At 64.8% G+C, this 22,843-nt stretch carries 19 protein-coding genes; 12 read left to right on the plus strand and 7 right to left on the minus strand.

Annotated elements, in window-relative coordinates; genetic code table 11:
- Positions 1-519: 519 nt before the first annotated feature.
- A complete protein-coding gene (locus BMX36_RS10915) occupies positions 520-768 on the minus strand; it encodes a hypothetical protein (protein WP_093065522.1) in 249 nt (82 codons plus the stop codon).
- A 529-nt stretch (positions 769-1,297) separates the two neighbouring features.
- On the opposite strand from BMX36_RS10915, the gene BMX36_RS10920 reads away from it, so the two are divergent.
- Together BMX36_RS10920 and BMX36_RS10925 are read left to right on the plus strand one after the other, a co-directional pair.
- Positions 1,298-1,534, plus strand: coding sequence for a DUF6894 family protein (locus tag BMX36_RS10920; RefSeq protein WP_143058557.1), 237 nt, complete (start codon positions 1,298-1,300; stop codon positions 1,532-1,534).
- Between the two features lie 84 nt (positions 1,535-1,618).
- Entirely contained in the window at positions 1,619-2,332 is a 714-nt protein-coding gene (locus BMX36_RS10925) for an HAD family hydrolase (RefSeq protein WP_093065524.1), read from the plus strand.
- Between the two features lie 95 nt (positions 2,333-2,427).
- On the opposite strand, the gene BMX36_RS10930 is transcribed toward BMX36_RS10925, so the two are convergent.
- Complete coding sequence (locus BMX36_RS10930) at positions 2,428-3,576, minus strand: hypothetical protein (protein WP_093065526.1); 1,149 nt, start codon at positions 3,574-3,576, stop codon at positions 2,428-2,430.
- Positions 3,573-4,697, minus strand: coding sequence for a hypothetical protein (locus tag BMX36_RS10935; protein ID WP_093066297.1), 1,125 nt, complete (start codon positions 4,695-4,697; stop codon positions 3,573-3,575). Before BMX36_RS10935 ends, BMX36_RS10930 begins: the two co-directional genes overlap by 4 nt.
- A gap of 40 nt (positions 4,698-4,737) precedes the next feature.
- Between BMX36_RS10935 and BMX36_RS10940 the strand changes: the two genes are divergently transcribed.
- The 4 genes from BMX36_RS10940 to BMX36_RS10955 all read left to right on the plus strand — a co-directional run bounded on the left by BMX36_RS10940 (position 4,738) and on the right by BMX36_RS10955 (position 8,980).
- A complete protein-coding gene (locus BMX36_RS10940; protein ID WP_218142159.1) occupies positions 4,738-6,033 on the plus strand; it encodes a lipopolysaccharide biosynthesis protein in 1,296 nt (431 codons plus the stop codon).
- 246 nt (positions 6,034-6,279) lie between these two features.
- A complete protein-coding gene (locus tag BMX36_RS10945) occupies positions 6,280-7,323 on the plus strand; it encodes a diacylglycerol/lipid kinase family protein (RefSeq protein WP_066780162.1) in 1,044 nt (347 codons plus the stop codon).
- A complete protein-coding gene (locus BMX36_RS10950) occupies positions 7,320-8,222 on the plus strand; it encodes a hypothetical protein (protein WP_093065532.1) in 903 nt (300 codons plus the stop codon). Before BMX36_RS10945 ends, BMX36_RS10950 begins: the two co-directional genes overlap by 4 nt.
- Positions 8,219-8,980: a nucleotidyltransferase family protein gene (locus tag BMX36_RS10955; RefSeq protein WP_177179115.1), complete on the plus strand. Its 762-nt coding sequence runs from the start codon at positions 8,219-8,221 to the stop codon at positions 8,978-8,980. The genes BMX36_RS10950 and BMX36_RS10955 overlap by 4 nt, the downstream gene beginning before the upstream one ends.
- A gap of 10 nt (positions 8,981-8,990) precedes the next feature.
- On the opposite strand, the gene BMX36_RS10960 is transcribed toward BMX36_RS10955, so the two are convergent.
- The 4 genes from BMX36_RS10960 to BMX36_RS10975 all read right to left on the minus strand — a co-directional run bounded on the left by BMX36_RS10960 (position 8,991) and on the right by BMX36_RS10975 (position 12,860).
- Positions 8,991-9,878, minus strand: coding sequence for a DMT family transporter (locus BMX36_RS10960; RefSeq protein ID WP_093066299.1), 888 nt, complete (start codon positions 9,876-9,878; stop codon positions 8,991-8,993).
- 99 nt (positions 9,879-9,977) lie between these two features.
- A complete protein-coding gene (locus BMX36_RS10965; RefSeq protein WP_256210766.1) occupies positions 9,978-10,850 on the minus strand; it encodes a type 1 glutamine amidotransferase in 873 nt (290 codons plus the stop codon).
- Positions 10,851-11,041: 191 nt separating this feature from the next.
- Positions 11,042-11,458, minus strand: coding sequence for a cupin domain-containing protein (locus BMX36_RS10970; RefSeq protein ID WP_066780158.1), 417 nt, complete (start codon positions 11,456-11,458; stop codon positions 11,042-11,044).
- Positions 11,459-11,525: 67 nt separating this feature from the next.
- Positions 11,526-12,860, minus strand: coding sequence for an ABC1 kinase family protein (locus BMX36_RS10975; RefSeq protein WP_093066303.1), 1,335 nt, complete (start codon positions 12,858-12,860; stop codon positions 11,526-11,528).
- A 242-nt stretch (positions 12,861-13,102) separates the two neighbouring features.
- Here BMX36_RS10975 and BMX36_RS10980 point away from each other — a divergent pair, with 242 nt between their 5' ends.
- The 6 genes from BMX36_RS10980 to BMX36_RS11010 all read left to right on the plus strand — a co-directional run bounded on the left by BMX36_RS10980 (position 13,103) and on the right by BMX36_RS11010 (position 22,832).
- Positions 13,103-13,561 carry a hypothetical protein gene (locus BMX36_RS10980; protein ID WP_093065536.1) on the plus strand — a complete coding sequence of 153 codons (459 nt, stop codon included), beginning with the start codon at positions 13,103-13,105 and terminating at the stop codon, positions 13,559-13,561.
- Between the two features lie 278 nt (positions 13,562-13,839).
- On the plus strand, positions 13,840-14,256 hold the full coding sequence (locus tag BMX36_RS10985) for a helix-turn-helix domain-containing protein (RefSeq protein WP_143058558.1): 417 nt from the start codon (positions 13,840-13,842) through the stop codon (positions 14,254-14,256).
- Between the two features lie 618 nt (positions 14,257-14,874).
- Complete coding sequence (locus BMX36_RS22305) at positions 14,875-19,353, plus strand: beta strand repeat-containing protein (protein ID WP_143058559.1); 4,479 nt, start codon at positions 14,875-14,877, stop codon at positions 19,351-19,353.
- A 412-nt stretch (positions 19,354-19,765) separates the two neighbouring features.
- A complete protein-coding gene (locus tag BMX36_RS11000) occupies positions 19,766-21,007 on the plus strand; it encodes an LLM class flavin-dependent oxidoreductase (RefSeq protein WP_093066305.1) in 1,242 nt (413 codons plus the stop codon).
- 42 nt (positions 21,008-21,049) lie between these two features.
- Positions 21,050-22,285 carry an acyl-CoA dehydrogenase family protein gene (locus BMX36_RS11005; protein ID WP_093065544.1) on the plus strand — a complete coding sequence of 412 codons (1,236 nt, stop codon included), beginning with the start codon at positions 21,050-21,052 and terminating at the stop codon, positions 22,283-22,285.
- 133 nt (positions 22,286-22,418) lie between these two features.
- Positions 22,419-22,832: a hypothetical protein gene (locus BMX36_RS11010; protein WP_256210767.1), complete on the plus strand. Its 414-nt coding sequence runs from the start codon at positions 22,419-22,421 to the stop codon at positions 22,830-22,832.
- Positions 22,833-22,843: the final 11 nt, after the last annotated feature.

Here is a 22,843-nt window from a genome sequence, read left to right on the forward strand (position 1 = left end):
ATGTCCCTTCATCTAAACCAACAATGTCAAAGAGCGACAAAAACCGACGCCCAGTCCAATCCCTCTTTCGTGGGACGACCTCGGCGCCTGGATTTTGATGACCACCGCGACGACCGTTCCGGCCACCGCTGCGGTGACACCCATCTAGGGCGACCGCCCAATACCGTCAAACACTTTTTGCAACCGAAGACGCGAAGCTCCGAAAAACGGAGCGCAATCAAGGGTTTACAGTCTGCTCCCGGCATATGCGCCGCCGCATCATAGACGCTGCAGCCATCGAGAAGCAGCGAATCTGCGGCCCGAATCCGTCTGAATTCTGATGGTCAGGTCGATTCCCTGCAGACGAATCTCCCGCAACCGCGGTCAGCCACTCTCGAATCGCCCCTCGCTCACCAAGCCAGGTCACGCTGCTTCGCTCAAAGCGGCAAGCCTCGCGGCTTACCCGCTGTCACCACGCCGTAGGATTACCACCCGGCGCCGCCCACAAGGGCAGCATCGGTCGCCCTCTTCCGAAACCCGTTACTCTGTGGAGCCGGCGTTTGGTTGCTCGCCGGTCTTTTCGCCGCCTAGCTGGCCCGTGCCATGGTAAGCGCGGCCGCTCTGGCCCCCATCGAACCCGCCACTTTCCTTGCCAGTATGCGGATTGGGATAAGCCCCGCCCTGACTCTCGCCATCGCCGCGCTTTTCGCCCGGGGCCTGGCCGTGCTCATCGGAATCCTTCGGCTTCGCACCGGCTCCATCGGCCTGCATCGGCTGCTTGTCGGTCATCGCGTCCTCCGGAACTCTGCTTCATGATGGAGCGGGCCGATCGGGAACCCTTCGGATCGCCTCCCGCCGTCACTCAATAGCAACGACAGGCGAAGCCCTGTGTTCCTGACGATCCTTGCGGGAACGCCACTGATGCTGATCCATCGCTAATGCGCTGCAGAGACAATAAAGCGAAAGGCCGCCCTCTTTCGAAGGCGGCCTTTCCATTGTCAGCCATTCGCGGCTCTCGTCAGGCGAGAAACTCCACGGTGGAGGTCACGTCCATCAGACTTGCCGCGAGCGGCGTGAGACAATGAGACATTCGACCACCTCCTTTCCGTTGTTGAACGATGCGGCTTATCTGGGGCGCGACGTTGCAATTTCAATGGGTTGCTCCCCGGGCCAAGCGCGCGCCGTCGCTCAAGCTGGCGGCGGGTCGAAATGCCTGCGTCGCTTGCCACATCGCCTGCAGCGCAACAGACCGCCACGACAGGCACAAATCTATGTTGAAGCTCGCGAAACCACGCCGAGGTTCAGACATTTAGCTGGCATGCCGAACTATGTCTTTCGTGTACGTACCCCTGATAATGTGTCTCACCGTGTGCAACGTGATGAGCTGCCGGATCTGGACGCAGCCATGGCCCGGGCGCAACGCTTCGCCCGAACCCTGGTCCGCAACCCGGCGCGGCGCGGCAATCGGGAGATCGGCGGCACGGTGGATGTCGAGATCGCCGACCGTGCCATCGCACGCCTGCTGCTGAGCGAGGTCGCGCATCAGATCTCCTGATGCGATTTGCGGCGCAACTGGTCGACGGTTCGGCAATAGAGCCGCCTTTGACATGGGGCAGTCCCACATTGCACCAGCGGGCCAATGGAAAACTCGCCGCCGGTCTCGCTCGCGATCTACGACCTGGATCGCACGATCACCAGTCTTCCGACCTGGACACCCTATCTGCTGTTCGCGGCCCGGCGGCTGCGGCCGATCCGCTTTGCCCTCCTGCCGGCCGTGGCTGTTTCCGCCGCCGCGCGCGCGCTAGGCATCATCGATCGCGACCGGCTGAAGGAGGCGATGCATCGCTTCCTGCTCGGCCCTTCTCTCTCGCCACAGCAGCTGGAGCCGGTGTCACAGGCGTTTGCGGAATGGATCGTTCGCGCGCACATCAGGCCGGGCGCGCGGACGCAGATGGAGGCTGATCGACGGGAAGGCCGCCGCATCGTGATCGCCACCGCCGCTCACCGATTCTATGCCGATCCGATCGCACGATTGCTTGGTGCGGACGATCTTGTTGCAACCGAGGCATCGCGCGGAATGACGGGCGATATCCAGCCGCTGCTGAATGGCCCGAACTGTTACGGCGACGCCAAGCAGGCGATGATTGCCGCATGGTTCGCCCGCAGCGGCATGAACCGTGCGGACACACACATCCGATTCTATTCCGATCACGCCAGCGACCGGCCGACCTTCGACTGGGTCGACGAAGCGGTCGCCGTCAATCCGCATCGCAAGCTGCGCGCGATGGCAGCCGAGCGAGGGTGGCGTGTGGTGGACTGGGGGGGCGGGTCGGGCGGACCTCGACCGGATTGATCCGTCTGCGCTGAGCTTGTCGGTGCAGGTGGGCGGGACACGGACTTTGCGAGGATCAGTCCCGTTGGAGCGAGCGTAAACCGGTGCGTATTCACTCACGCATCGCCGAAGCGTTCCACAATGGCGGCGGCTGCCCGTGCGGAGGCAGGCTGGTCCGTCAGCGAGAAGGTAGCCGCGAGGGCGGCCTGCTGCGCCGCGCGGAAGCGATCGGGCTGACGTACCGCGCGATCCAGCGCCCCAGGCAGCGCACCGACATCACGGATGACCTCGCCAAGCTGCCAGTGCGCAAAGTCCGGGTTGTTCTTCCAATCCGCGCTGCTCGCATCAAGGAAGATGGCAGGGCGCGGCCGCACGATCCATTCATAGATCTGGCTGCTGGCATCCCCAAGGTAGATGTCCGCCGCACGCGTATAGGTCATGTCCACCGAGGCTTCGCTGCCCATGTCGACACGGATATGCGGCAGCTCGCGGTAACGCGCCGCCACATCCCGGCGCCAACGGACGACGCGGTGCTCGACCGACGCGTGAAGTCGCCGCTGCGCGAGCATGACATGGGGCGCGACAACGAGATTATAGTCCGCCTGGCCCGCGAACCACGCGATCACATCCTCACCCATCGTGTACCAGGAGGAAAGCAACGGATCGAAGTGCGGATTGTAGAGCACCGTTGGCCGATCATTGTCGAACAGGCGCGGCGGCGGGGCATCGTCGATCGTGTCGAATTTGGGATAGCCGACGATCACGTGGTTGTCGGGCGTGATCAGCCCTGCGGCCAGCATCCTGTCCCGCACCTTGGCGCCGGACAGCAGGACAAGATCAAACCCGCGCATCACTGCCCGGAAGCCGACAGAGCGGTCGCCGGCGCCATGCGGAATCCACACGAACTTCGGGCGAGTGAGGCCGAACCGGTCACGCAGCAGGAGGGACGTGGTTTCCGGCACGACAATCACGTCGAGCGCGGCAAAGGCGGGCAGGTTCTCGCGCAAGGTCGCGATGCGACGAAAGGGCGCGATGAAGCGTAGCGCGCGGTCCAGCGCCGCCGATACCGCGCCGACCTTCAAGGAAACGAACGTCACCTTGCGCGCGGCGTCGCCCAGAAGCGCGCGAACTTCCCGCTCCTGTACCGATGAGGACGTGAGCACCACCGCCTCCACCCCGGCATAGCGGACGATCTCGGCGATCACCGGCGCTGTATGGCGGATCTGGTGCAGGGCATCGTGGTTGAAAAGGAAACCAACCTTCATGTCCGCCCCTGCCCCTTCATAAAGGCGATCACCGCTTCCGCTGCCCGTGCCGCCGCGCCCGGCGACGTATCGCCGAGGCTAGCGGCCGCCATGGTCTCCTGACGCTCCCGATAGAGCGCGTGACGCTCAGGCGCCGCGTGGATCGCCGCCATCAGGTTTGCCGGATCGTCCACCACGTCGCCCAAATGCCAGTGCGCGAAGCTGGGATCATCACGCCAGTCGATGCCATGCGCGTTCAGGAACACACAGGGTCGCGGGACGGCAAGAAATTCGTACACTTGGCTGCTGACGTCCCCGGCATAGATGTCGGACGCTGCGGCATAGCTCATGTCCACCGAACGATCGGAGCCCGGATCGACCAGCACATTCGCGGTACTGCGGGCGCGCCATCGCTGGCGCAGCTCCTCGCTGCGCCGGCGGAACAGCTTTACATGGGGCGCGACGATCAGGTTCATGGCGGGGTCGGCAGCGAAGCCGGCCAGCATCGGCTCCACGAAGCGATGCCACGATGTCAGCTTGGGCTCCTTATGCGCATTGTAGAGCACCGTGGGTCGCACGGTATCGAACGGCAATGCGCTGGCACGGGCGATATGTGCCGCGGTATCGAGCTTCACCGATCCGGTAAGCGCATAGCCCCCTTCCCTGATCAATCCTTCTGACAGCATCCGCGCCGCCGTCTTGCGCCCGGCGAGCAGCACGAGATCAAAAGTCGCGATGCGCGGGATGAACCCGCGCGCGCGATCGCCAAAGCCGTGCGGACTGTAGATCAAGCGCGGGTGCGTGGCCCCCAAACGGCGCAAGGCAGCGGCCGTGTTCTCCACCGCGAATATCGCGTCATAGCCGTTCAGTTCGGCGATGTTGTCGCGCATCACCATGTCCTTGAACATGCCGAGCCGCTTGATCCGCTGCAGCCCCTGCGTGAGCAGCGACTTGTGCAACGGCCGTTCCTCCAGAACCGGGCCGCCCCATGCCTCTGCGATCCGCCTTAGATGGTGCGGGGTCTCGGGATCGTTATAATGATTGACGATCGTCCAGCCGGTTCGGCGTGCCAGCTCAAGCGCGATGGCCGCGCCGTGGTAGCACTGATAGGCTTCTGCGATATAGAGGAAAGCAATGCGCATCCGCGTGGCCCATAGCGCGGTGGCGAGTGGAAGACAGCCGTTGACGTCCCCCCTTGAAGCAATATCCCCCTTTCGGCGCGCGCTGCGCAATGTCGGCTGGCTGCTGACCGGCAAGGGCGTCGGCGCGATACTCAGCATCGTCTATCTGGCGCTGGCGACACGATCGCTGGGGGTTCAGACCTTCGGCGTCTTCACCCTGATCCTCAGCACCGCACAGGCGGTAGCGGCATTGGTCGGCTTTCAGACGTGGCAGATCGTGGTGCGGTTCGGGATGGCGCATCGCGAGCGCGGCTCCGCTGCCGCCCTCGCGCGCCTTATCCGCTTCTGCCTGGCGCTGGATATCGGCGGCGCGCTGGTCGGCATCATCATCGCTGGCGTCGCTCTATGGCTGATGCAGGGGCATTTCGGCTGGTCTGCCGGGCTCGCCTGGCAGGCATTCGGCTTTTCCGTGGTCCTGTTGCTGTCGGTACGCTCCACCGCAGTGGGCATCCTGCGGCTGCATGACCGCTTCGCCATTGGCGCAGGTGCCGATGCCGTGACGCCGATCGCCCGCTTCGTCGGTGCGGTGATCGCGGTATGGCAGGATGCTAGCGTGACCGGATTCCTGATCGCCTGGGCGGCCGCGGAAGTGCTGACGGCAACCGGCTATTGGATCAGCGCGGCGCGGGTTGCGCCGCACGCGATCGGCGGATGGCGCGGCGTGTCGGAGGCGCCGTCGGAAAACCCGGGCATCTGGCATTTCGCGCTGGTGACCAATCTGAACACGACGGTGAACGCGGCCAGCCGGCAATTTGCGGTGGTGCTCGTCGGTCTGCTCACCGGCGCTGCCGCCGCGGGCAATTATCGCCTCGCCTATCAGCTAAGCCAGTCGCTGGTCCGCCTGGCGGATCTGTTCGCGCGCGGCGTCTTTCCCGAAGTGACCCGCGCCCATGCCAGCCAGCGCCCGGAGGAACTGCGCAAGCTGGTGCGGCAATCGGCCCGGCTGGCATTAGGCGTGGGGCTGGCAACCTGCCTGCTGGTGCCCCCGCTCGGCAAGCCGGCGCTATACCTGATCGCCGGCGAGGCCTATCTCGGCGCCTTTCCGGTGCTCGTGCTGCTGGGCCTGGCCGCCGGACTGGACATCATGGCCGTGGGGTTCGAACCGGTGTTGCTGGGCACGGGCCACGCCGCGCGCGCACTGCGGATCCGGATGTTTTCGGCAGTAGTGCTTTTTTGCCTCGTCTTGCTCCTGATGCCTGGCTTCGGGATCATCGGGGCAGGCGTCGCGTCGCTCGCCGCCTCCGCCGTGGCGCTGATCGCGCTGATGCGTAGCGCCTATGCGCTCACCCGTGCCTGACGGAGCAAGGCGCCCGGCACCTTGAATTTCGCCGCTCCGGTCGCGACCTAAGAGGGCTGAAGAGCAGGTTGGCGCGAGCGGCCGAGAGTTCCGGCCGTGCCGGAGCGTGCCAGGCGAACGACAGGAAGAAAGGGGCAGTTCCACTTCCGCACCGGAAATGCCGCATTTGCGCCCACTTGCGTTGGCAACGGTGGAACACGGTAGGTAACACGGCCGTGTTACGCATTTGTGAGGACGTCAGATTTCGTGAAAGTGCTTTTCCCGACGGGCGTCGCTCTTCATCCCAAGGTTGGGCCGCGCGCCGATCTGATGAGTGATCGAGGCGGCAAGCAGCTGGCCCCCACCCCCAATTCATCCTTCCGCTTCGCCCGGGGCGACGCGCGCGTGGGCATCATCAGCAACCCGCGCAGCCGGCGCAACTGGACTGTCGACCTGGAGCGCAAGATCGGCCCGGGTGTGCTGGCGGCCGCGCCGACGACCAACGAGCAGCTCGTCAAGACATTGCACTCGTTCGCCGAGCAGGAACTGGAACTGCTCGTCATCGACGGCGGCGACGGCACGGTGCGCGACGTGCTGAGCGCGGCGACCGGCATCTACGGCGACGACCTTCCTCCGCTAGCCCTGCTGCCGTCTGGCAAGACCAACGCGTTGGCGCTCGACCTTGGCGTGCCGGTGGGCTGGTCCTTGCAGGACGCGATCGCAGCCCATGCCACTGGACGGATCCAGACCCGCGCGCCGATCGAGATCCGGCGGGACGCCGAGGAACCGCTCTGCGGGTTCATCTTCGGTGTCGGTGGCTTCGTCATGGCGACCGAACTGGCGCAGGGGACCCACCGCCTGGGCGCGATCGACGGGCTGGCCGTTGGCCTGTCGCTGATCGGCGCGGTGGCGCAGACCTGCTTTGGCAGCCTGGCCAATCGCTGGCGCGTCGGCGAACGCGTGGAGATTCTCGATTACGCAACCGGCGAGACGAGCGTCCGCAACCTTTACCTGCTTTTGGGGTCCACGCTGGAGCGCATGCCGCTGGGCATCAAGCCGCTCGGCAAGACCGGCGCGGGGCTGGACGTGCTCGCCGTTGATGCGCCGCCGCGAATGCTGCCGGTGGCCGCCGCAGCGGTAGTCGCCGGGCGCGAGGGCGGATGGCTGCAGCGCCTCGGTTATCACCACGGGCATGGCATTCCGCCAGTGCAGCTGAAGCTGGAACGCGGCTTCATCCTCGACGGCGAAATGTTTCCGGGCGGCACGATCGACGTGCGCACGGGCGCGCCGATCCGGTTCGTCACGCCGTGAACGCGCTTACCGATTTCCTGTCCGGGGAGCTGGACCGTGCCGTGCCTTCCGAGGTGGAACAGGCCGGCCGGGTGATCGCCGGCCGACTGGGCGGCGTGGCTGTCCTGTTCTACGGCTCGGTGCTTCGTACCGGCGATCTGGATGGGCTGCTGGACTTCTACGTGCTGCGCGACGGCAGGTCCCGAAATGCGGTGACGCGCCTGCTGTGGCCTGACGTCAGCTATCACGAAGTGAACGTCGGCGGCACGATCGTGCGGGCGAAGGTCGCGGCAATGCCGCTGGAGACGTTCGCGCGCGCGGCGCAGGGCGGTACGCTGGATACCACTGTGTGGGCCCGCTTCGTTCAGCCGGCGGCACTCGTCTGGACCAAGAACCCGGGCTTTCGCCAGAAGACGCTCGACGCGGTCGCGGAAGCGGCGATGACGGCCGCCCGGTTCGCGGCGCTGCACGGCCCGGAACAGGGCGATGCGATCGATTTCTGGCGCGGCCTGTTCCGAGCGACCTATGCCGCCGAACTGCGCGTCGAAGCGCCAGGCCGTGAGGATCAGATCCTGGGCTTCGACCAGGCGCGCTATCGCAAGCTGCTGCCGCTCGCCTGGCAGGAGGCCGGCATCGCATTCGAGCAGGTTGGCGAGGAGCTCTCGCCGCGCCTGCCCGAACCCGGGATCATCGCGCTTGCCTCCGTATGGCTACGGCTGGAGCGCGCGGGCAAGCGACTGAACCTTGCCCGATTGATGAAGGCCGCCTTCACCTTCGACGGCGCGACGCGCTATGCCGCATGGAAGATCGAGCGGCATACAGGGATGCAGGTCATGGTGACGCCATTCCGGGAACGGCACCCGATCATGGCGGCCCCGGGCGTGCTGTGGCAGCTCTGGCGGCATACGGTGCTGCGGTGATCCCAGCGGCGGTGGTGCTCGCCGGCTCGCGCGGCGGCACCGACCCGGTCGCCAGCCATGCGGGCGTTTCGGACAAGGCGCTGATCGAGCTGGCCGGTACCACCATGCTGGCGCGCGTCCTTCGCGCCCTGGATGAGGCCGGCATCGTCAACGTAGCGGTGGCGGCAAATGCGCCCGGCGTCATCGCCGAAGCCGAACAGCATGGCGCTAACCGCCTGCCAGCGGCGGCGGGCCCGAGCGCCAGTACGGCCGAGGCGCTCGCCACACTCGGCGCGCCGTTGCTGGTGACGACGGGCGACCACGCCCTGCTGCAGCCGAAATGGATTCGGCAATTCCTGGCTGACGTGCCGAGAGAGGCCGACGTGGCGGTGCTGCTCGCACGGCGCGAGGCGGTGGAGCAGGCCGCGCCGGGCTCACGCCGCACCTATCTGCGGTTCGCGGACGGCGACTGGTCGGGCTGCAACCTCTTCCTGCTGGCGACACCGAAGGCCGAGGCAGCGGTTCGGCTGTGGCAGGCGGTGGAGCGCGACCGCAAGCGCCCGTGGCGCATCGTCGGGCGGCTCGGCCCGGGCCTGCTCCTGCGCTATCTGATGGGGCGCTTGTCGCTTTCGGAAGCGATTGCCGCGCTGGGCCGGCGCGCTGGCATCACTGCGGCGGTAGTGGAATGCCGGGATGGGCTGGCCGCCGTTGACGTGGATAAGCCGTCGGATCTGGATTTCGTGCGCGCCTATCTGGCCGGACAGCCAACCGCAGCCTGATCGCGCGGCATCATGCCTGCTCCCGCTCGGCCAGCAAGGGGCTTTGCGGACGGGAGCGGAGCGCCACGACCAGCACGCCCGCCAGCGCCAGCATCGCACCAGCCGCCATCCTGAGATCAAGCCGGTCTCCAGTCAGCACGACGCCGAAGGCGATAGTGAAGAGCGGGGTCATCAGCGTGAGCGGTGCGAGCAGGTTGGCCTCATAGCGGCGGATCAGCCCGTAATAGCTGGTGTGGCCGACGACCGAGACGACCAGCGCGGCGAACAGGACCGCGCCGACGAACGGCCATCCGATCGCCCAGGCGCTCGTCCATTGACCCTGCTCGAAAACCGCCGAGGCAAGCGCCAGCGGCAGGAAGGAGACGAGCCCGACCCATGCCTGAAAGCGCAGCGGTGCGACATCCTCCACCTGCTTCATCAGCACCGCGCCGAGCGAGCCGGTAAAGGCGGCACCGACCACAAACCACAGCCCGGCCGACAGCGCGACGCCGTCGGGGTTCCACACCACCAGCAGAACGCCTGCCAGGGTGAGCGCGATGCCGAGGCCGCGTCGCCAATGGATCCGTTCCCCCAGCATCACGATCGACAGGAGGGTCGTGAACGGCACGCCAATCTGGATCACCACGGCGGCGGCAGATGGGCTGGCCGACTGCAAGCCGATGAACAGCAACGCGAAGTTGCCCGCCCCCATCAACAGACCGATGACGATGATGCGCCAGCGCGGCCGCGGCATCGGCAGCAGCCACGGGATTGTCGCGGCAATCACCACGGCGAAGCGGACAGCGGCAAAGAAAAGCGGCGGAATGCTCCAGTTGCCGACCACGATCTTGCTCAACACATTGCTGTAGCCCCACACGAGGCAGATCAGCACCAGCAAGAGGAAGTCGCGCAGCTTCATGCCGCATCCCGATGGCAGAGCCGACGGCGCGATGCCAGCCATTGCGACCGTCGTGCACTGCGCACGGTGCTGATCGGCTCTGCACCCACCGCAGCAGCGTTAGGCGCGCCCGCGCCGCGAGCGGGTCGGCAGGACCAGACGTTCCACGAAGTTGCGGATCTCCCTGGTGCGCCGCTCCGGCACGATCACCTCGCTGTCCACGCCGAGCCGCCAAGCGAGATCGCGGCGGTCTGGCGCGTCATGCAGCGCCTCGATCAAGGCGGCATGATCGGCCACCGTATCCGCATCCGGGGCAAGGCCATGCTCGATCAGATCGTCGGCCTGGCGCCGCAAGGCAGCCGCGATTTCGTACAGGCTGATCTCCGGGTGGTATTGCACGCCCCAGAACAGGCCGTCGCCGCATCGAATCTCCGCCGCCTGGATCCTGGTGGTCGTGTTGACGCACAGCAACGTGCTCGCCTCCGGAAGGGCGGTCACTTCATCGGTGTGGATGGCGGGCGCGTCGAACACCGGTGGCCGCCCATCGAGCAATGGGTGCCCCGCGCCTTCTTCGGTGAGGTGGAGGCGCCGTGCGAAGCCGGCCTCCCGGCGACCCTTCATGGGGCCGACGCTGCCGCCGGCGGCCACTGTCGCCACCTGCAGGCCGGCGCAGGAGCCGAACGCGGGCGTACCCGACGCGAATACGGCCCGCATGAACTCGACGACGCGGCGCCCTTCGGCCGTCTCGTCGTACAGGTGCAGCGGCGAGCCGGTGAAGAATACGCCGTCCGCCGACTCAAGTGCCTGCCGAGCCGCGCTGTCGATCACCCCGTCCGCCGGCGCGATGCGCGACAGCTTCGCCGCGGGCGCGATGTGGCGCAGCACGGCCTCATAGGTTTCACCGGAGCTTCGGCCGACGGATTCGCGTCGCTTGTCACGGGATTCGGGCGGTTCACTTTCTGCAATCAGGAAATTCAAAGGCTTGCTGGTCACGCATCCATCCTTTTTGGAGCGCTCCCAACGGCTGACGAGCGGGTCCGCTCCGCCAGACGGCCATTCGTCGCCGCGCCGGCAAGCTTCGACACGACAGATTGGCGGAGCGTTGGCGATATCGGCGCCGCGGCGACCGATTATCGGTGAAAGTCAGGCGCCGGGTCGCGCCATGCGGACCCGGCCCTGCGACGTTATCGGCCGACCGCTTCCTTCACCTTGTCGGCGGCTTTCGACAGCAGCCCCTTCTCCGCCTCTTCGGCCTCTTCCTTGGTCTTGAAGGCTGCTCCCTCCGGCTCGGCCGGCGGCGCATAGACGGAGAAGAGCTTCAGGTCGCCGGAGCCCTTGTTGATGACATTGTGCTGCGAGCCCTTGGGCACCACCACCATGTGGTTCGCGCCCGCCTTGGTCGAATGGCCGTCAATCACCACCTGCGCCTCTCCGCTGACGATGAAGGTCGTCTGATCGGCCGGGTGCGTCTCCATGCCGATTTCCTCACCGGCAGGAATGCTCATCAGCACGATCTGGATCTTGCGATCGCGGTACACCTCCTTCTGCCAAAGCGTGTTCCGGTTCGCGAGGTCAATCATGTCCTTGTTGAAGATCGCCATGTTGCTGTCCCTTCGATACGTCTCGGCGAAAGGACGATTGCCGCGCGGTGGCGTTCCCTGATCGTTGTTATTCCGTCGGAATTGCCGCTGCGCGATAGCTCTCGATCATCTGGCGAAGCGGAACCTGTGCCTTCAGCCGGGCGCAGAGCAAGGCGGTGCCGCTCACCTTGCGCTGGGCGAACAGCGTGTCGATGGGCGGCACGTGCCACGTCTGGCGATCGCGTGCCATCGGGGTCGCTTGCTCGCGCACGACCGAGACGAAGCTTCGGTCTCCGAAGTCGAATGGCCCCGGCCGGTGCAGCTCCGCCACGATCACGTCGATCATCCGGTCAACAATGTCGCTGTGTCGCTCGGCCGCCTCTTTGCCGAGGAAGCCGGCGGCGATCGCCGCCTCGCGGACGCGCTGGCGATCATTGTCCAGCGCCGTCATGAGAAGGCGGTGATAGCCAGCGCTGGTTGCCCGCCCGACCGGACGCGCGGCGCCGAAATCGAGCAGCACCAGCCTCCCCGTTTCCGCCTGCCAGCGGTAATTGGCAAAGTTGGGATCCGTTTGCATGAGGCCCCAGTCGAACATCTCGCGCAGCACCAGCGCGATGAGCGCGCTTGCCGCCCGATCGCGGACGGCCTGCGGCTCTGCTTCCAGCACCTCGATCGGCGCGCCGGGAACATATTCCATCGCCAACACCTGCCCCGTGCTGAGCTCCCGCACGGCATCCGGCACGACATAGGCGGGATCATCGCCGATCAGCGCGCGATACCGTTCCAGCATGGCCAGCTCGCGCCCATAATCCGCCTCATCGTGAAGCTGGCGCTTCGCCTCGGTAAGCAGCGGCGCGATGTCTATCTCGCGTGGCAGGAGCCCGGACACACGAAGCAGCGTGGCGACATTATCGACGTCGGCGTCGATGCTGCCGGCAATGCCGGGATATTGCACCTTGATCGCCAGCACGCGCCCGTCCGGAAGTTCCGCACGGTGAACCTGACCGATCGAGGCGGCGGCAATCGGATGCGCTTGGAAATGCCGGAAGCGCCGGCGCCAGTCGCGCCCCCATTCCGCCGCGAGCACGCGCTCAAGCTGCGCCGGGGGCATGTGATGGGCATTGTCGCGCAGCCGGGCCAAGATCTGCGTCAGCTCTGGCGGGAGCAGCTCGCCCGCATCCATCGAGATCATCTGGCCCAGCTTCATGGCCGCACCCCGCAGATGGGACAGCTGGTCGGCGACCCGCGCAGCGTTGGCCGGCGTGAGAAGCAGGTCACCCATCCGGGGGCGCTCGCCCGAGGCCAGCCGGCGGGTGCCCTCCGCCAGCACGCCGCCGGCAACGCCGCCCGCCAGCCGCCCGAAGCGCCCGAAGCGCGACAATCGCCCGCTCGGAACAGCCCGTCCGCGTCGATCGTCCGCCATCATCTACCTTTCATCTCAGACCCACCGGCGAGATCCACCTGATGCGAGCACCGTGCCAGCGTGCCGGCACGCCGCAGCCCCGCATCGATGGGCATCACGACCAACACCAAGCGCCGATCGCGGTGTCGCGTTCCACAAAAGCCGCCCGATGCCTGGCATTCCCATGCACGCCATTGTAGCTGGCGCCCCCCGGCGCGGCGGCATGGTCGCGCGCGCCGCAGTCAAACAGGCGAGAGTGGTTCGTGGTCGACAAGAGCTGGAGCAACACGGGCACCACCGGCTTTCGCATCCGCACGAATGACAGCCCGGAAGAGCGCGAGGCCGAACGGGCACGCGCACGGGAGGAGCGGGCACGCGCACGGGTCGACACCATGGCCGAACGGCTGGAGGCGCGCGCCCGCGCGCGCGAGGAACAGGCGGCCGAACGCGAACGGATCAGGCAGGAACGGCGCGACGCCGAGGCGAAGCTGGCGCTGAGCGACCCGCACAAGGCCGCTGCACAGCGAAGGCGCGGTTCCGGTCGCAAGGATATCGTGCGCGAACAACGCGACACCAGCAATTACGCGATGATCGTCGATGCAGGCAGGATCCGCATGCTCGCGGCGCGCGGAGCGTCCGTCGCGAGCCTGGCCGCAGTGTTCAGCCTGACGGAGGATCAGATTGCCGAGGCGCTGCGCGAGGCTCCGGAGGACCATGGTTGAGGCCGGGAACGGGCGTCGAGCCGCTCCCTTGCATCCGTTCCGGACGTAAAAGGCAGCAAAACTATTGCGCCCTTGAAAACAGTTGCGTTACCTGTTGCGCAACTAGCGCCCTAGCCGCTGATGTTTTCTACAACAGCCCACGTTCAAATTTAAGAATATTACCTACGCAAAGAAGTACGGCTAGCCTTAGCGAGATGCCGCACTGCTTTCCATTAAACAGAACATAACAATTGAGTCGCCCATCATCCGGGAGACATTTAACCATGCAGTTGGCGAGGATGGCAGAAGGTCTTCAATACGGACCGAGCCTGACAACGCGAGATATCGCCCCCCCCGGAACAGCGATCCCCAGCCACCTTCTGGTAGCTGCCAAGCTTCTAGGTGATTTGCGGCAAAAGCAGGAAGCTTTCCTTGGTCGCCCGGGCCTGTTCAGCGACCCCGGTTGGGACATCCTGCTCAGCATCCTGATCGACGAGGGAAGCGGCCGTCCTTCCTACGTCAAGAGCGTGACCATCGCCGCAGGGCTACCCGACACCACCGGGCTCGAGTGGATCAGACGCTTGGAGCTGCACGGGCTGATCATCAGCAAAGCCGACGCAGCAGATCGGCGTCGACGACTGCTTTCGCTTAGCATCAAGGGCCGCAACGGCCTTCTTGGAGTGCTGCGATCCTTTGTCACGTCCGCTCGCCCATGATGGTCGCTGAAACAGCTCGCGACCAAGTGATGGAAGCGCAAGCGCCAGGCGACGTCCGTCCGGCGTGCGACGTGGCGATCAAGCAACAGGGGTGCGCGCTTTCTTCGGACCTGCACCAGTGCGCGCACCATCCGCGGCTGGCGAGATCGATCCGCGAAACTGCCCGCGGGATTGTTCGGGCGCTCGTCAGAGTTGGCCTTATCGAATGACCTTGCGATCATCTCTGTTTCGAAATCGCTAGATTCACCACGTCAGACCGCAAGAAAGCGCGGCACAGGATGGAGCGCTGCAAGTTCATGGATCCGCGCATTACCGCCGCGGCGTAAAGTAGAGCAGCGTAGATTCACATTACTCCATCAGCGGATGGAACCTACTGCCTTCTTCAAGGCAGATTGCTCGGTTTACGACTATTCTCGTCTTTGTAGACGATGCGCGGCAAGTTCACTTCGACTATCACCTTTCCAGTTGATCCTCCGACTCTTGAAGTCGGCTGGTCTTCTTCAACAGGGAGCGAGCCGAAGCCGGAGTCCCAGTCAACATTGCATGGTCATTGTTTATCATGCGCGTGGCGTGGTTCCACTGCAGAAGGCCGCCTCTGCAACGGGCAGGAGAAGAAGCTTGGCGAACATCACATTGCAGACTGGTCAGGAGCTTGCCGTCGGCAACCCGGACGAAGACGATATCTTCATCGGCAACGAGGATAATTTCGACGCGGGCGATATCCTCGTTGGCTATTCCGGGTTCGACCGCTTCCGCTTCTTTGCCGACGGCGATTATGGCGGCCGAACGCAGGTAACCTACGGCGCGTTCGAGCTGCGCAGCGTCGAGCGGCTCGAGGTCACCAACGATTCTACCGCCCAGTTGATTTTCGACATGTCCGGCTCGGCCCAGACCAGCCGCTACGCCGTGACGAACAGCACCAATTCGGTTCGTTTCACCCAGATCGACAATATCAATCCGAACACATCCCTGGACATCATCGACACCACCGATGCGAGCACGACGGATGTCGAAATGCTCTTCCGGGACCGAGTGCTGACGGGCGCAAACGATCAGGTGAGCGTCAACGTGACGCGCACCGACGTCAGCACCGTACGCATCGGCAGCGTCGGCACCGGCAATGCCGGTATCGAGACCGTGAACCTTATGGTGCGCGGCAATTCCGTCATCGATCGGCTGGACACCAATCTCACCACGCTGAACATCAGCGGCACCGGAAGCATCGCCATCGCGACCGCGCTCAACGCGACGGTGCGGACGATTGACGCGACCGGCGCAAGCGGCCGCTTGTCGTTCAGCTTCGCCAACAATTTGGCAGGCGCCAGTGTCATCGGCAGCACGGGCGCGGACACGATCACTGCGGGCGTGGGGGATGACCGCATCGAGACCCGCAGCGGCAACGACTATGTCAACGCGGGCGGCGGCAACAATACGATCAGCGCCGGCGAGGGCAATGACGTGATCGATGCCGGCGGCGGAGAGGATTATATCGATTCCGGCATCGGTGATGACAGGATCTCCGCGGCGGCGGGTCGCAACGTCATCAACGCGGGTCAAGGGCGAGACGTGATCTTCACGGGCGGCGACCGCGACGTGATCGATGGCGGTGACGGCGACGATTATATCGAGAGCGGCGACGCGCCGGCGGCCGGCTTGTTGCGAGAGGAGATTGACGCTGGCGAAGGCAATGATCTTGTCCTCGTCGGCGCAGGGCGGCACGATGTCGACGGCGGGACCGGCAACGACACGATCAGCTTTGGCGACAATCTTGACGCGCGCAACGACGTGTCCGGGATCGCGCTGGATATCGTCAATGGCGGAGCGGGCACCGACACGCTGCAGATCAGCGCGCTCGGCGGATCGGATCAGGACGATGATGCCCGCTTCGAGAACGTCGTTGCCATCGAGACGCTGGAACTGGCGACCGCCGGCGACACGTGGCTGGGCGGCAACAATGGCGCCTTGAACCAGGGCGGGCTCAACAACGCCGAACAGGCCGGGATCAGCCGCATCACGCTGCTCAGTAGCGGGGATGATGTGGTTGACGCCAGCAGCTTCGATCGCGCGCTGCGGATCGGCACGGTGGCAGGGGGTGCGGATACGGTAACATCAGGGCGCGGCGATGATGCGTTCAACTGGGCCGATCAGCTCACGGACGGTGACGATCTGGACGGCGGGGAAGGCGCGGATTCGCTGACGATCAACTTCACCACGACGCTGACCACCGCTAGCCTGTTCAACAATATCGAACAGATCAACCTGTTGAGTGGCTATGGCAGCCGCAACGCGCCGGCGACCTACAATCTCACGCTCGACAACGACAATGCTCCGACGACGGGCGGTCGCCTTTCGGTACGCGCCGTGCAACTGTCCAGCGGGCCGCTGGGCGCGGAAACCCTGACGCTTGATGGCTCAGCGGTCACCAATTTCGCGTTCGACATCTCCGGTGGCGGCGCAAGCGACGTCATCCGAGGCGGCGCGCTGGCGGATACCGTCGCGGCGGGAGGCGGAAGCGATACGCTGATCGGCGTGGGCGGCGATACGCTTGATGGCCAAGGCGGCAGCGATGCGATCATCCTTCTGTCGGGCAACAACGTCGCGCTTGGCGGGGGCGGTGCGGACCGGATCACGCTTGGCACCGGCGCAGACAACGTCAGCGGCGGCGCCGGCAATGACACGATCGTTGCCGGCGACCGCGTGAATGCCGACCAGCTTTCCGCTGCCGACACCATCAATGGCGGCGCCGGCGGGATCGACACCTTGCTCGTGCAGGGTGCCGCGTTGGTCGATGCAGCGTTCACCAATGTTTCCGACATGGAACGGCTGATCGTCGTCGGCACGGGTAGCAATGTCCAGATCGGCAGAGAGGCCGAGGAAAGCGGGATCCGCTCCGTCTATCTGAACAACGCGGCGCGGATCGGCGACACGCTGGACGCCGGGCAATATAGCGCGGATCTGCTGGTCGACGCCTCCGCTGGTGGGAATGACCGTATCATCACCGGCGGCGGCAACGATACCATTGACGCGGGCTCGGGCGATCAGTCCGTCACATCCGGCTCAGGAAACGACACGCTGATCGTTGACGACAGCGAATTCAACACGCGCGACGCGTTCAACGGTGGCGCTGGCGAAGACACGGTTCTGCTGAACAATGTCAGCGCCCTGGGCGATGGTCAGGCAGTCGACGCGGCGGTTAACCTGGACCTCGTCCGCAACGTGGAAGTCTATCGACTTGCCGGCGACGGCAGCGATCCCTCAACCCCGCCTGCGGGCAACGATGCCGATATCTATTCACTCAGCTTCGAGGGCAGCGTCGCGAGCGGCGTTGGCTCGCTCGTGAACATCACAGTGGACAGCTCGCTTCTGGCCGACACGCTCGATACCACGCAGATCACGCTTGATGATGATCTGCTCGATGCCGACTACCAGCTGACAATCCGGGGCTCCGCCGCCACGACGGAGGTCTTCAAGAACAACATCGGCACGAACAATAACATCCGGTTCCAGGGCGGCGCTGGCGTTGATCGGCTGTATGTGAATGGTGGCGATCTCGGATCAACGATCACGTTCAACGGCAATGCCGGAACAGATGCCGTGGTGCAGACCGGTGGTCTGATCACCGACGACAGCTATGGCGATGCCGATAACGATACCGTTGGTGTCCGCGGCGTGGAAATCCTGGAGAGCACGGCAGCAACCGCCGTGAATGCTATTCTGGGTGATCGCGCGTCTGCATCCGGGCTGCAAACGGTCAACTTCTCTGACCAGAACAATCGCCTTTTCCTGGATGGCGGTTTCACCACGGCATTGACGATCAATCTTGCCGGCGGCGACGACACTGTTACCGGGGCGTTCAACGGCTCGGTCTCAGGCGCCGCCGTCACCTTTGTCGGTGAAGCGAGTGCATTTACCAACGGTGACACTCTGCAAGGCGGGTCGGGCAGCGGCGACGTTGCGCAGATCATTGTCGCCGCCGATAATCAGATCGCCGATCTCACCAATCTGACCGAGGTGGAAACCATCAGCATGGTGGTCGGCGCATCGGCATCCTCCGTGTTTACCTCTACGACGTTGGTGCTGGACACCAGCGCGGACGATATCGCCGGCGATACACAGACCATCTCCGCCGCTGGAAACGCCGGCACCTTCGGCGACGCTTATTTCATCAACGCTGCCGCAGCGACAGCCAATCTCGTCGTCAATCTGGCGACGGCCGGCACGCCGAACGTCGACTATGTCATCAGCGGCTCCGGCAACGACGTCATCGATCTTGGCGCGGCTGGATCCGGCGGGTTCACCTACGGCTTCGGATTGCCGGCAGATCAGGATCGCATCGCCGCTGGGGCGGGCAATGATCGCGTCACAGGCGTGGCGGGATCGATCTCGACTGGTATCGGGGATGACAATGTGCTGCTCAGCGGCGCGGGTATCGATCAGGACTCGCGCGTCAATCTGGGTGCCGGTGATGACATTGCGACGCTCAGTGGCGGCGATGACCGCGTGCAGGGCGATGCCGGAAGCGACACGCTCGACGGCGGTGCCGGCAGCGATGTGCTCAGCGGCGGCGCGGGCCAGGATACCATGCTGGGCGGTGCCGGCGATGACGTGATCCATGGCGGCGCGGAGGCGGACACGCTCACAGGCGGAGCCGGCCGTGACGTGTTTGTCTTCACATCCGGCCTGGATAGCGCAACGCCGCAGACGCGGGATACGGTAACCGATTTCGTATCGGGCACCGATCGCATTGATCTCCGCTCACTACAGGAAGCAGTGGGGCTGGGCTCGGTCGAATTCCTCGGCAACGTTCTCGACTTCGCCGACGCCCAAACCTCCGTCACGGCCGGAGAAGGCGCTCTCCAGGTGGTGTTCGAGACGAACCGGAGCATCCTGTGGGCAGACGTCAACGATGACGGAGTTCTGGATGGCCTGGACATCCAGATCAAACTGGACGGTGTTACCTCGCTGACGGCGCAAGACGTGTTCGCCGTCGCTGGGCAAAGCACCGTCACTGGCGGAGGGATCGCGGGGTTCGAGGCAGCGTATGGCTTCAACACTGCCTTCTTCATCCAGGATGCGGCCACCACCATTCTGCCGTAAGCCGACACATCCTCTCCCCGGAGACGACCGGGGAGAGATCGTAACAAATTGGCGCGTCTGCTGGACCAGCGGGCGCGCCGATCTGCTTATCGTTTCGCGCGAGCAACGCCCTGCCCCCTTCGCTAACGGAACGCTTGGCCTCTGTTTTTCAAGCTTTCAGCCGACAGCGACAAGAACATAAGCCGTTTGGCTTATTTTTGCTCGCGGAGCGCGTCCGCTCGTATTGACAAAACAACCCTTGGCCATGACAGCTTTCCCTAACGACAAGGATCCGCGCCGTTCCGGGTGACAGGAGCCAGGCGGAGTGTCTTCACGGCACATGGGAGAGGATGTTGGGGTGTTCGATCGTGGAGCGCGTGCGCGTTCCTTTGCCGGACCGTGACGTCTTCATGGATTGATCACGGAGGCTTTCATGGCTCGATTGAAGTTCGGCGCGTTCATCGCCCCTCACCATCCCATCGGTGAGCACCCCATGCTCCAGATGCGCAGCGACATTCAGCTGGCGAAGCATCTGGACGAACTTGGCTTTGACGAATTCTGGGTCGGCGAACACCATTCGACAGGCTGGGAAGTGATCGCCTCGCCCGAACTGTTCCTGGCCGCCGTTGGTGAGCAGACCCAGCGTATCCGGCTGGGCACCGGCGTCGTCTCTCTTCCGTACCACCACCCCTTCAACGTCGCGCAGCGCATCGTGCAGCTTGACCATATGACGCGTGGCCGCGTGATCTTCGGCACCGGCCCGGGAGCATTGCCGTCGGACGCTTATATGCTCGGCATCGATCCGATGACCCAGCGCGACCGGCAGGACGAGGCGATCGGCGTTATCCGGCGCCTGTTTGCCGGCGAGCGCGTGACGCACGAGAGCGATTGGTTCACCCTGCGAGACGCGCGGCTGCAGCTGTTCCCATTGCAGGAAGAGATGCCCTTCGTCGTCGCCTCGTCGATCAGCCCGTCGGGCATGACGCTGGCGGGCAAATACGGCATCGGCGCGCTCTCGATCGGGTCGAATTCCGAGGCCGGGCTTGCCGCGCTGCCGACGCAATGGAGCTTTGCGGAAGACGCGGCAGCGAAGTCGGGCAATACGGTGCGCCGTGACGACTGGCGGGTGCTGATGTCGTGGCATATCGCCGAAACGCGCGAAGAGGCACGGGCGCAGGCCGGTGCCGGGCTGATGAAATGGCACAATGAATATACGGTCGGCACGCTGATGCGCCCCGGTGCCCAGCCCTTCACGTCTCCGGATCAGGCCGTGGATCAGACCGCCTTCGTGGACGGCGCCGCCGCCGTGATCGGCACGCCCGACGACCTCGTCGCGGCGATCCGCAAGCTGCACGCCTCTGCTGGCGGCTTTGGAACGGTGCTCGGCTTCGCGCACGACTGGGCCAATCGCGAGAACACCATGCGCAGCTGGGATCTGGTCGCCCGCTACGTCATTCCGGAGATCCACGGGCTGCTCGAAGGGTATCGCACCTCACGCCAATACGTGATCGACCACCGCGAATCGTTCGAGCGCGCCGGCCAGGCGGTGCTCTCCAAGATAATGTCGCATGAAGGCGCGGCCGCCGCCCTCAAGGCAGGCCAGGAAGGCGGCGTCGCGATGCGTTCGCCGAACGCGCCGGATCTCAACAAGGCCGCAGAGGCGCTGAAGAACTGATCGTCGGCGACGGCGACGACACACCCCAGGAAAGGATGCCGCATGTCGATCGACTTTGAAATTCCGGAAGACGCCAAGGCGATCCGCGCCAAGGTTCGCCAATGGGTCCAGGACGAGTGCAAGCCGGCCGAACAGCGGCTTGTCGCCGGCGAGGATTACAAGACCGTGCTGGGCGAGCTTCGCGCCAAGGCGCGGGCACAGGGGCTATGGTGCCCCTTCATCCCGAAGGAATATGGCGGCATGGGCCTTGGGCCGCTGGCCAATGCGCTTGTCCAGATGGAACTCGGTGAAAGCCATCTCGGCGCCTTGTCGATGAACACGCAAGGGCCAGACGATGCCACCATGATGACCTTGCTGGCGCACGGCACCGAGCATCAGAAGGAGAAGTACCTCAAGCCACTGCTCAATGGCGAAAAGCGCATTTGCTATTCCATGACGGAGAAAGCTGCGGGCGCCGACGCCACCGGCATGCAGACCCGGGCGGTAAAGGACGGCAACGAGAATTATGTGCTGAACGGGGAGAAGTGGTTCTCCTCCGCCGCGAGCGTTGCAGACATCGCGCTCGTCATGGCGATGACCGATCCGGATGCGCCGCGACATCAGCGTTATTCGACGTTTATCGTCGAGCTGCCGAACCCCGGCTATCGCATTATCCGCGATATCGAGACGATGGCGGTGCACGGCCCGTTGAGCGAGGTGCTGGGCGGCGGCCATTCCGAGGTCGAGATCAAGGATCTGGTCGTTCCGGCCGAAGATCTGCTGGGCGGCGAGGGCAACGGCTTCAACATGGGCCAGCATCGCCTCGCCTACGGCCGCCTGCGTCACGGCATGCACAATGTCTCGATGGCACAGCGCGCGCTCGATCTGGCGACGGCGCATGTCGTGAAGCGTGAGACATTCGGCAAGCTGCTGAAGGAGCGGCAGGGCGTTCAGTGGATGCTCGCCGATTGCGCCGCGGAGATCTACAAGGCGCGGCTTATGCTGCTCCACATCGCCTACAAGGCGGAAAAAGGGGCGGACATCCGCCAGGAAAACTCGATCGCCAAGATTTTCCTCGCCAATATGGTGCATCAGGTGGTGGACACGGCGATCCAGCTGCACGGCGCGCTCGGCTTCAGCCTCGATACGCCGCTTGCCGCATGGTACACCCACATCCGCTCGCAGCGCCTGGTGGATGGTCCGGACGAGGTGCATCGCTGGACGGTGGGGCGCAACGTCATCAAGGCGTTCGAGCGGGACGGCACGACTGCCGCAGCCTGCGGCGGGGACCTGCTCTGACACGATCGGGAGGGCGCCGCTCAGGCGGCCCCTCCCTCTTTGACCATTGTCGGTCCGGCAGCCGGGGGGCCGATCGGGTCAAACTCGGGAGCTGCAGGGAGGGCAGCTTCGGAACCGGCGAAGGGGTCGTCCGATGAACATGCAACAAACCTTCCCTCAAGAACGAACGAACGCCCGCCTGGTCACTGGCTGGAAGCTCGACCGGATCGATCGCGCCAGCCTTCTTGCCCGCTTTACACCCCTGTTCCCGGACGTGGTTGCCGATCATGTGACGCTTCGATCGGGCACGGACGCCAACACGCCCCTGCCGCTTGACCAGCGCGGCGAGATCATCGGGGAGATCGACGATCGTGAAGGTGTGCAGGCGCTTGTGGTGCGGATCGGCGGGACATGCGTCAGGGAAGATGAGGGTACTTTCCACATCACCTGGTCGCTTGATCGGGCGCGGGGCCGACATGCGCGGGAAAGCAACGATGTGATCGCGCGGCTCGGCTGGCGGCCGCTCGCGGAACTCATCCCGATCCGTTTGCATCCCGCCCGCTTTTAACGGATCACCTG

Origin of the sequence: Sphingomonas sp. OV641, assembly GCF_900109205.1 — a bacterium.
GTDB lineage: Bacteria > Pseudomonadota > Alphaproteobacteria > Sphingomonadales > Sphingomonadaceae > Sphingomonas.

Excerpts from the sequence above, each read along its gene's own strand:
- BMX36_RS10915 (WP_093065522.1), bottom strand. The coding sequence starts at position 768 with ATGACCGACAAGCAGCCGATGCAGGCCGATGGAGCCGGTGCGAAGCCG.
- BMX36_RS10920 (WP_143058557.1), top strand. The coding sequence starts at position 1,298 with ATGCCGAACTATGTCTTTCGTGTACGTACCCCTGATAATGTGTCTCAC.
- BMX36_RS10925 (WP_093065524.1), top strand. The coding sequence starts at position 1,619 with ATGGAAAACTCGCCGCCGGTCTCGCTCGCGATCTACGACCTGGATCGC.
- BMX36_RS10930 (WP_093065526.1), bottom strand. The coding sequence starts at position 3,576 with ATGAAGGTTGGTTTCCTTTTCAACCACGATGCCCTGCACCAGATCCGC.
- BMX36_RS10935 (WP_093066297.1), bottom strand. The coding sequence starts at position 4,697 with ATGCGCATTGCTTTCCTCTATATCGCAGAAGCCTATCAGTGCTACCAC.
- BMX36_RS10960 (WP_093066299.1), bottom strand. The coding sequence starts at position 9,878 with ATGAAGCTGCGCGACTTCCTCTTGCTGGTGCTGATCTGCCTCGTGTGG.
- BMX36_RS10970 (WP_066780158.1), bottom strand. The coding sequence starts at position 11,458 with ATGGCGATCTTCAACAAGGACATGATTGACCTCGCGAACCGGAACACG.
- BMX36_RS10975 (WP_093066303.1), bottom strand. The coding sequence starts at position 12,860 with ATGGCGGACGATCGACGCGGACGGGCTGTTCCGAGCGGGCGATTGTCG.
- BMX36_RS10985 (WP_143058558.1), top strand. The coding sequence starts at position 13,840 with ATGGCAGAAGGTCTTCAATACGGACCGAGCCTGACAACGCGAGATATC.
- BMX36_RS11000 (WP_093066305.1), top strand. The coding sequence starts at position 19,766 with ATGGCTCGATTGAAGTTCGGCGCGTTCATCGCCCCTCACCATCCCATC.
- BMX36_RS11005 (WP_093065544.1), top strand. The coding sequence starts at position 21,050 with ATGTCGATCGACTTTGAAATTCCGGAAGACGCCAAGGCGATCCGCGCC.
- BMX36_RS11010 (WP_256210767.1), top strand. The coding sequence starts at position 22,419 with ATGAACATGCAACAAACCTTCCCTCAAGAACGAACGAACGCCCGCCTG.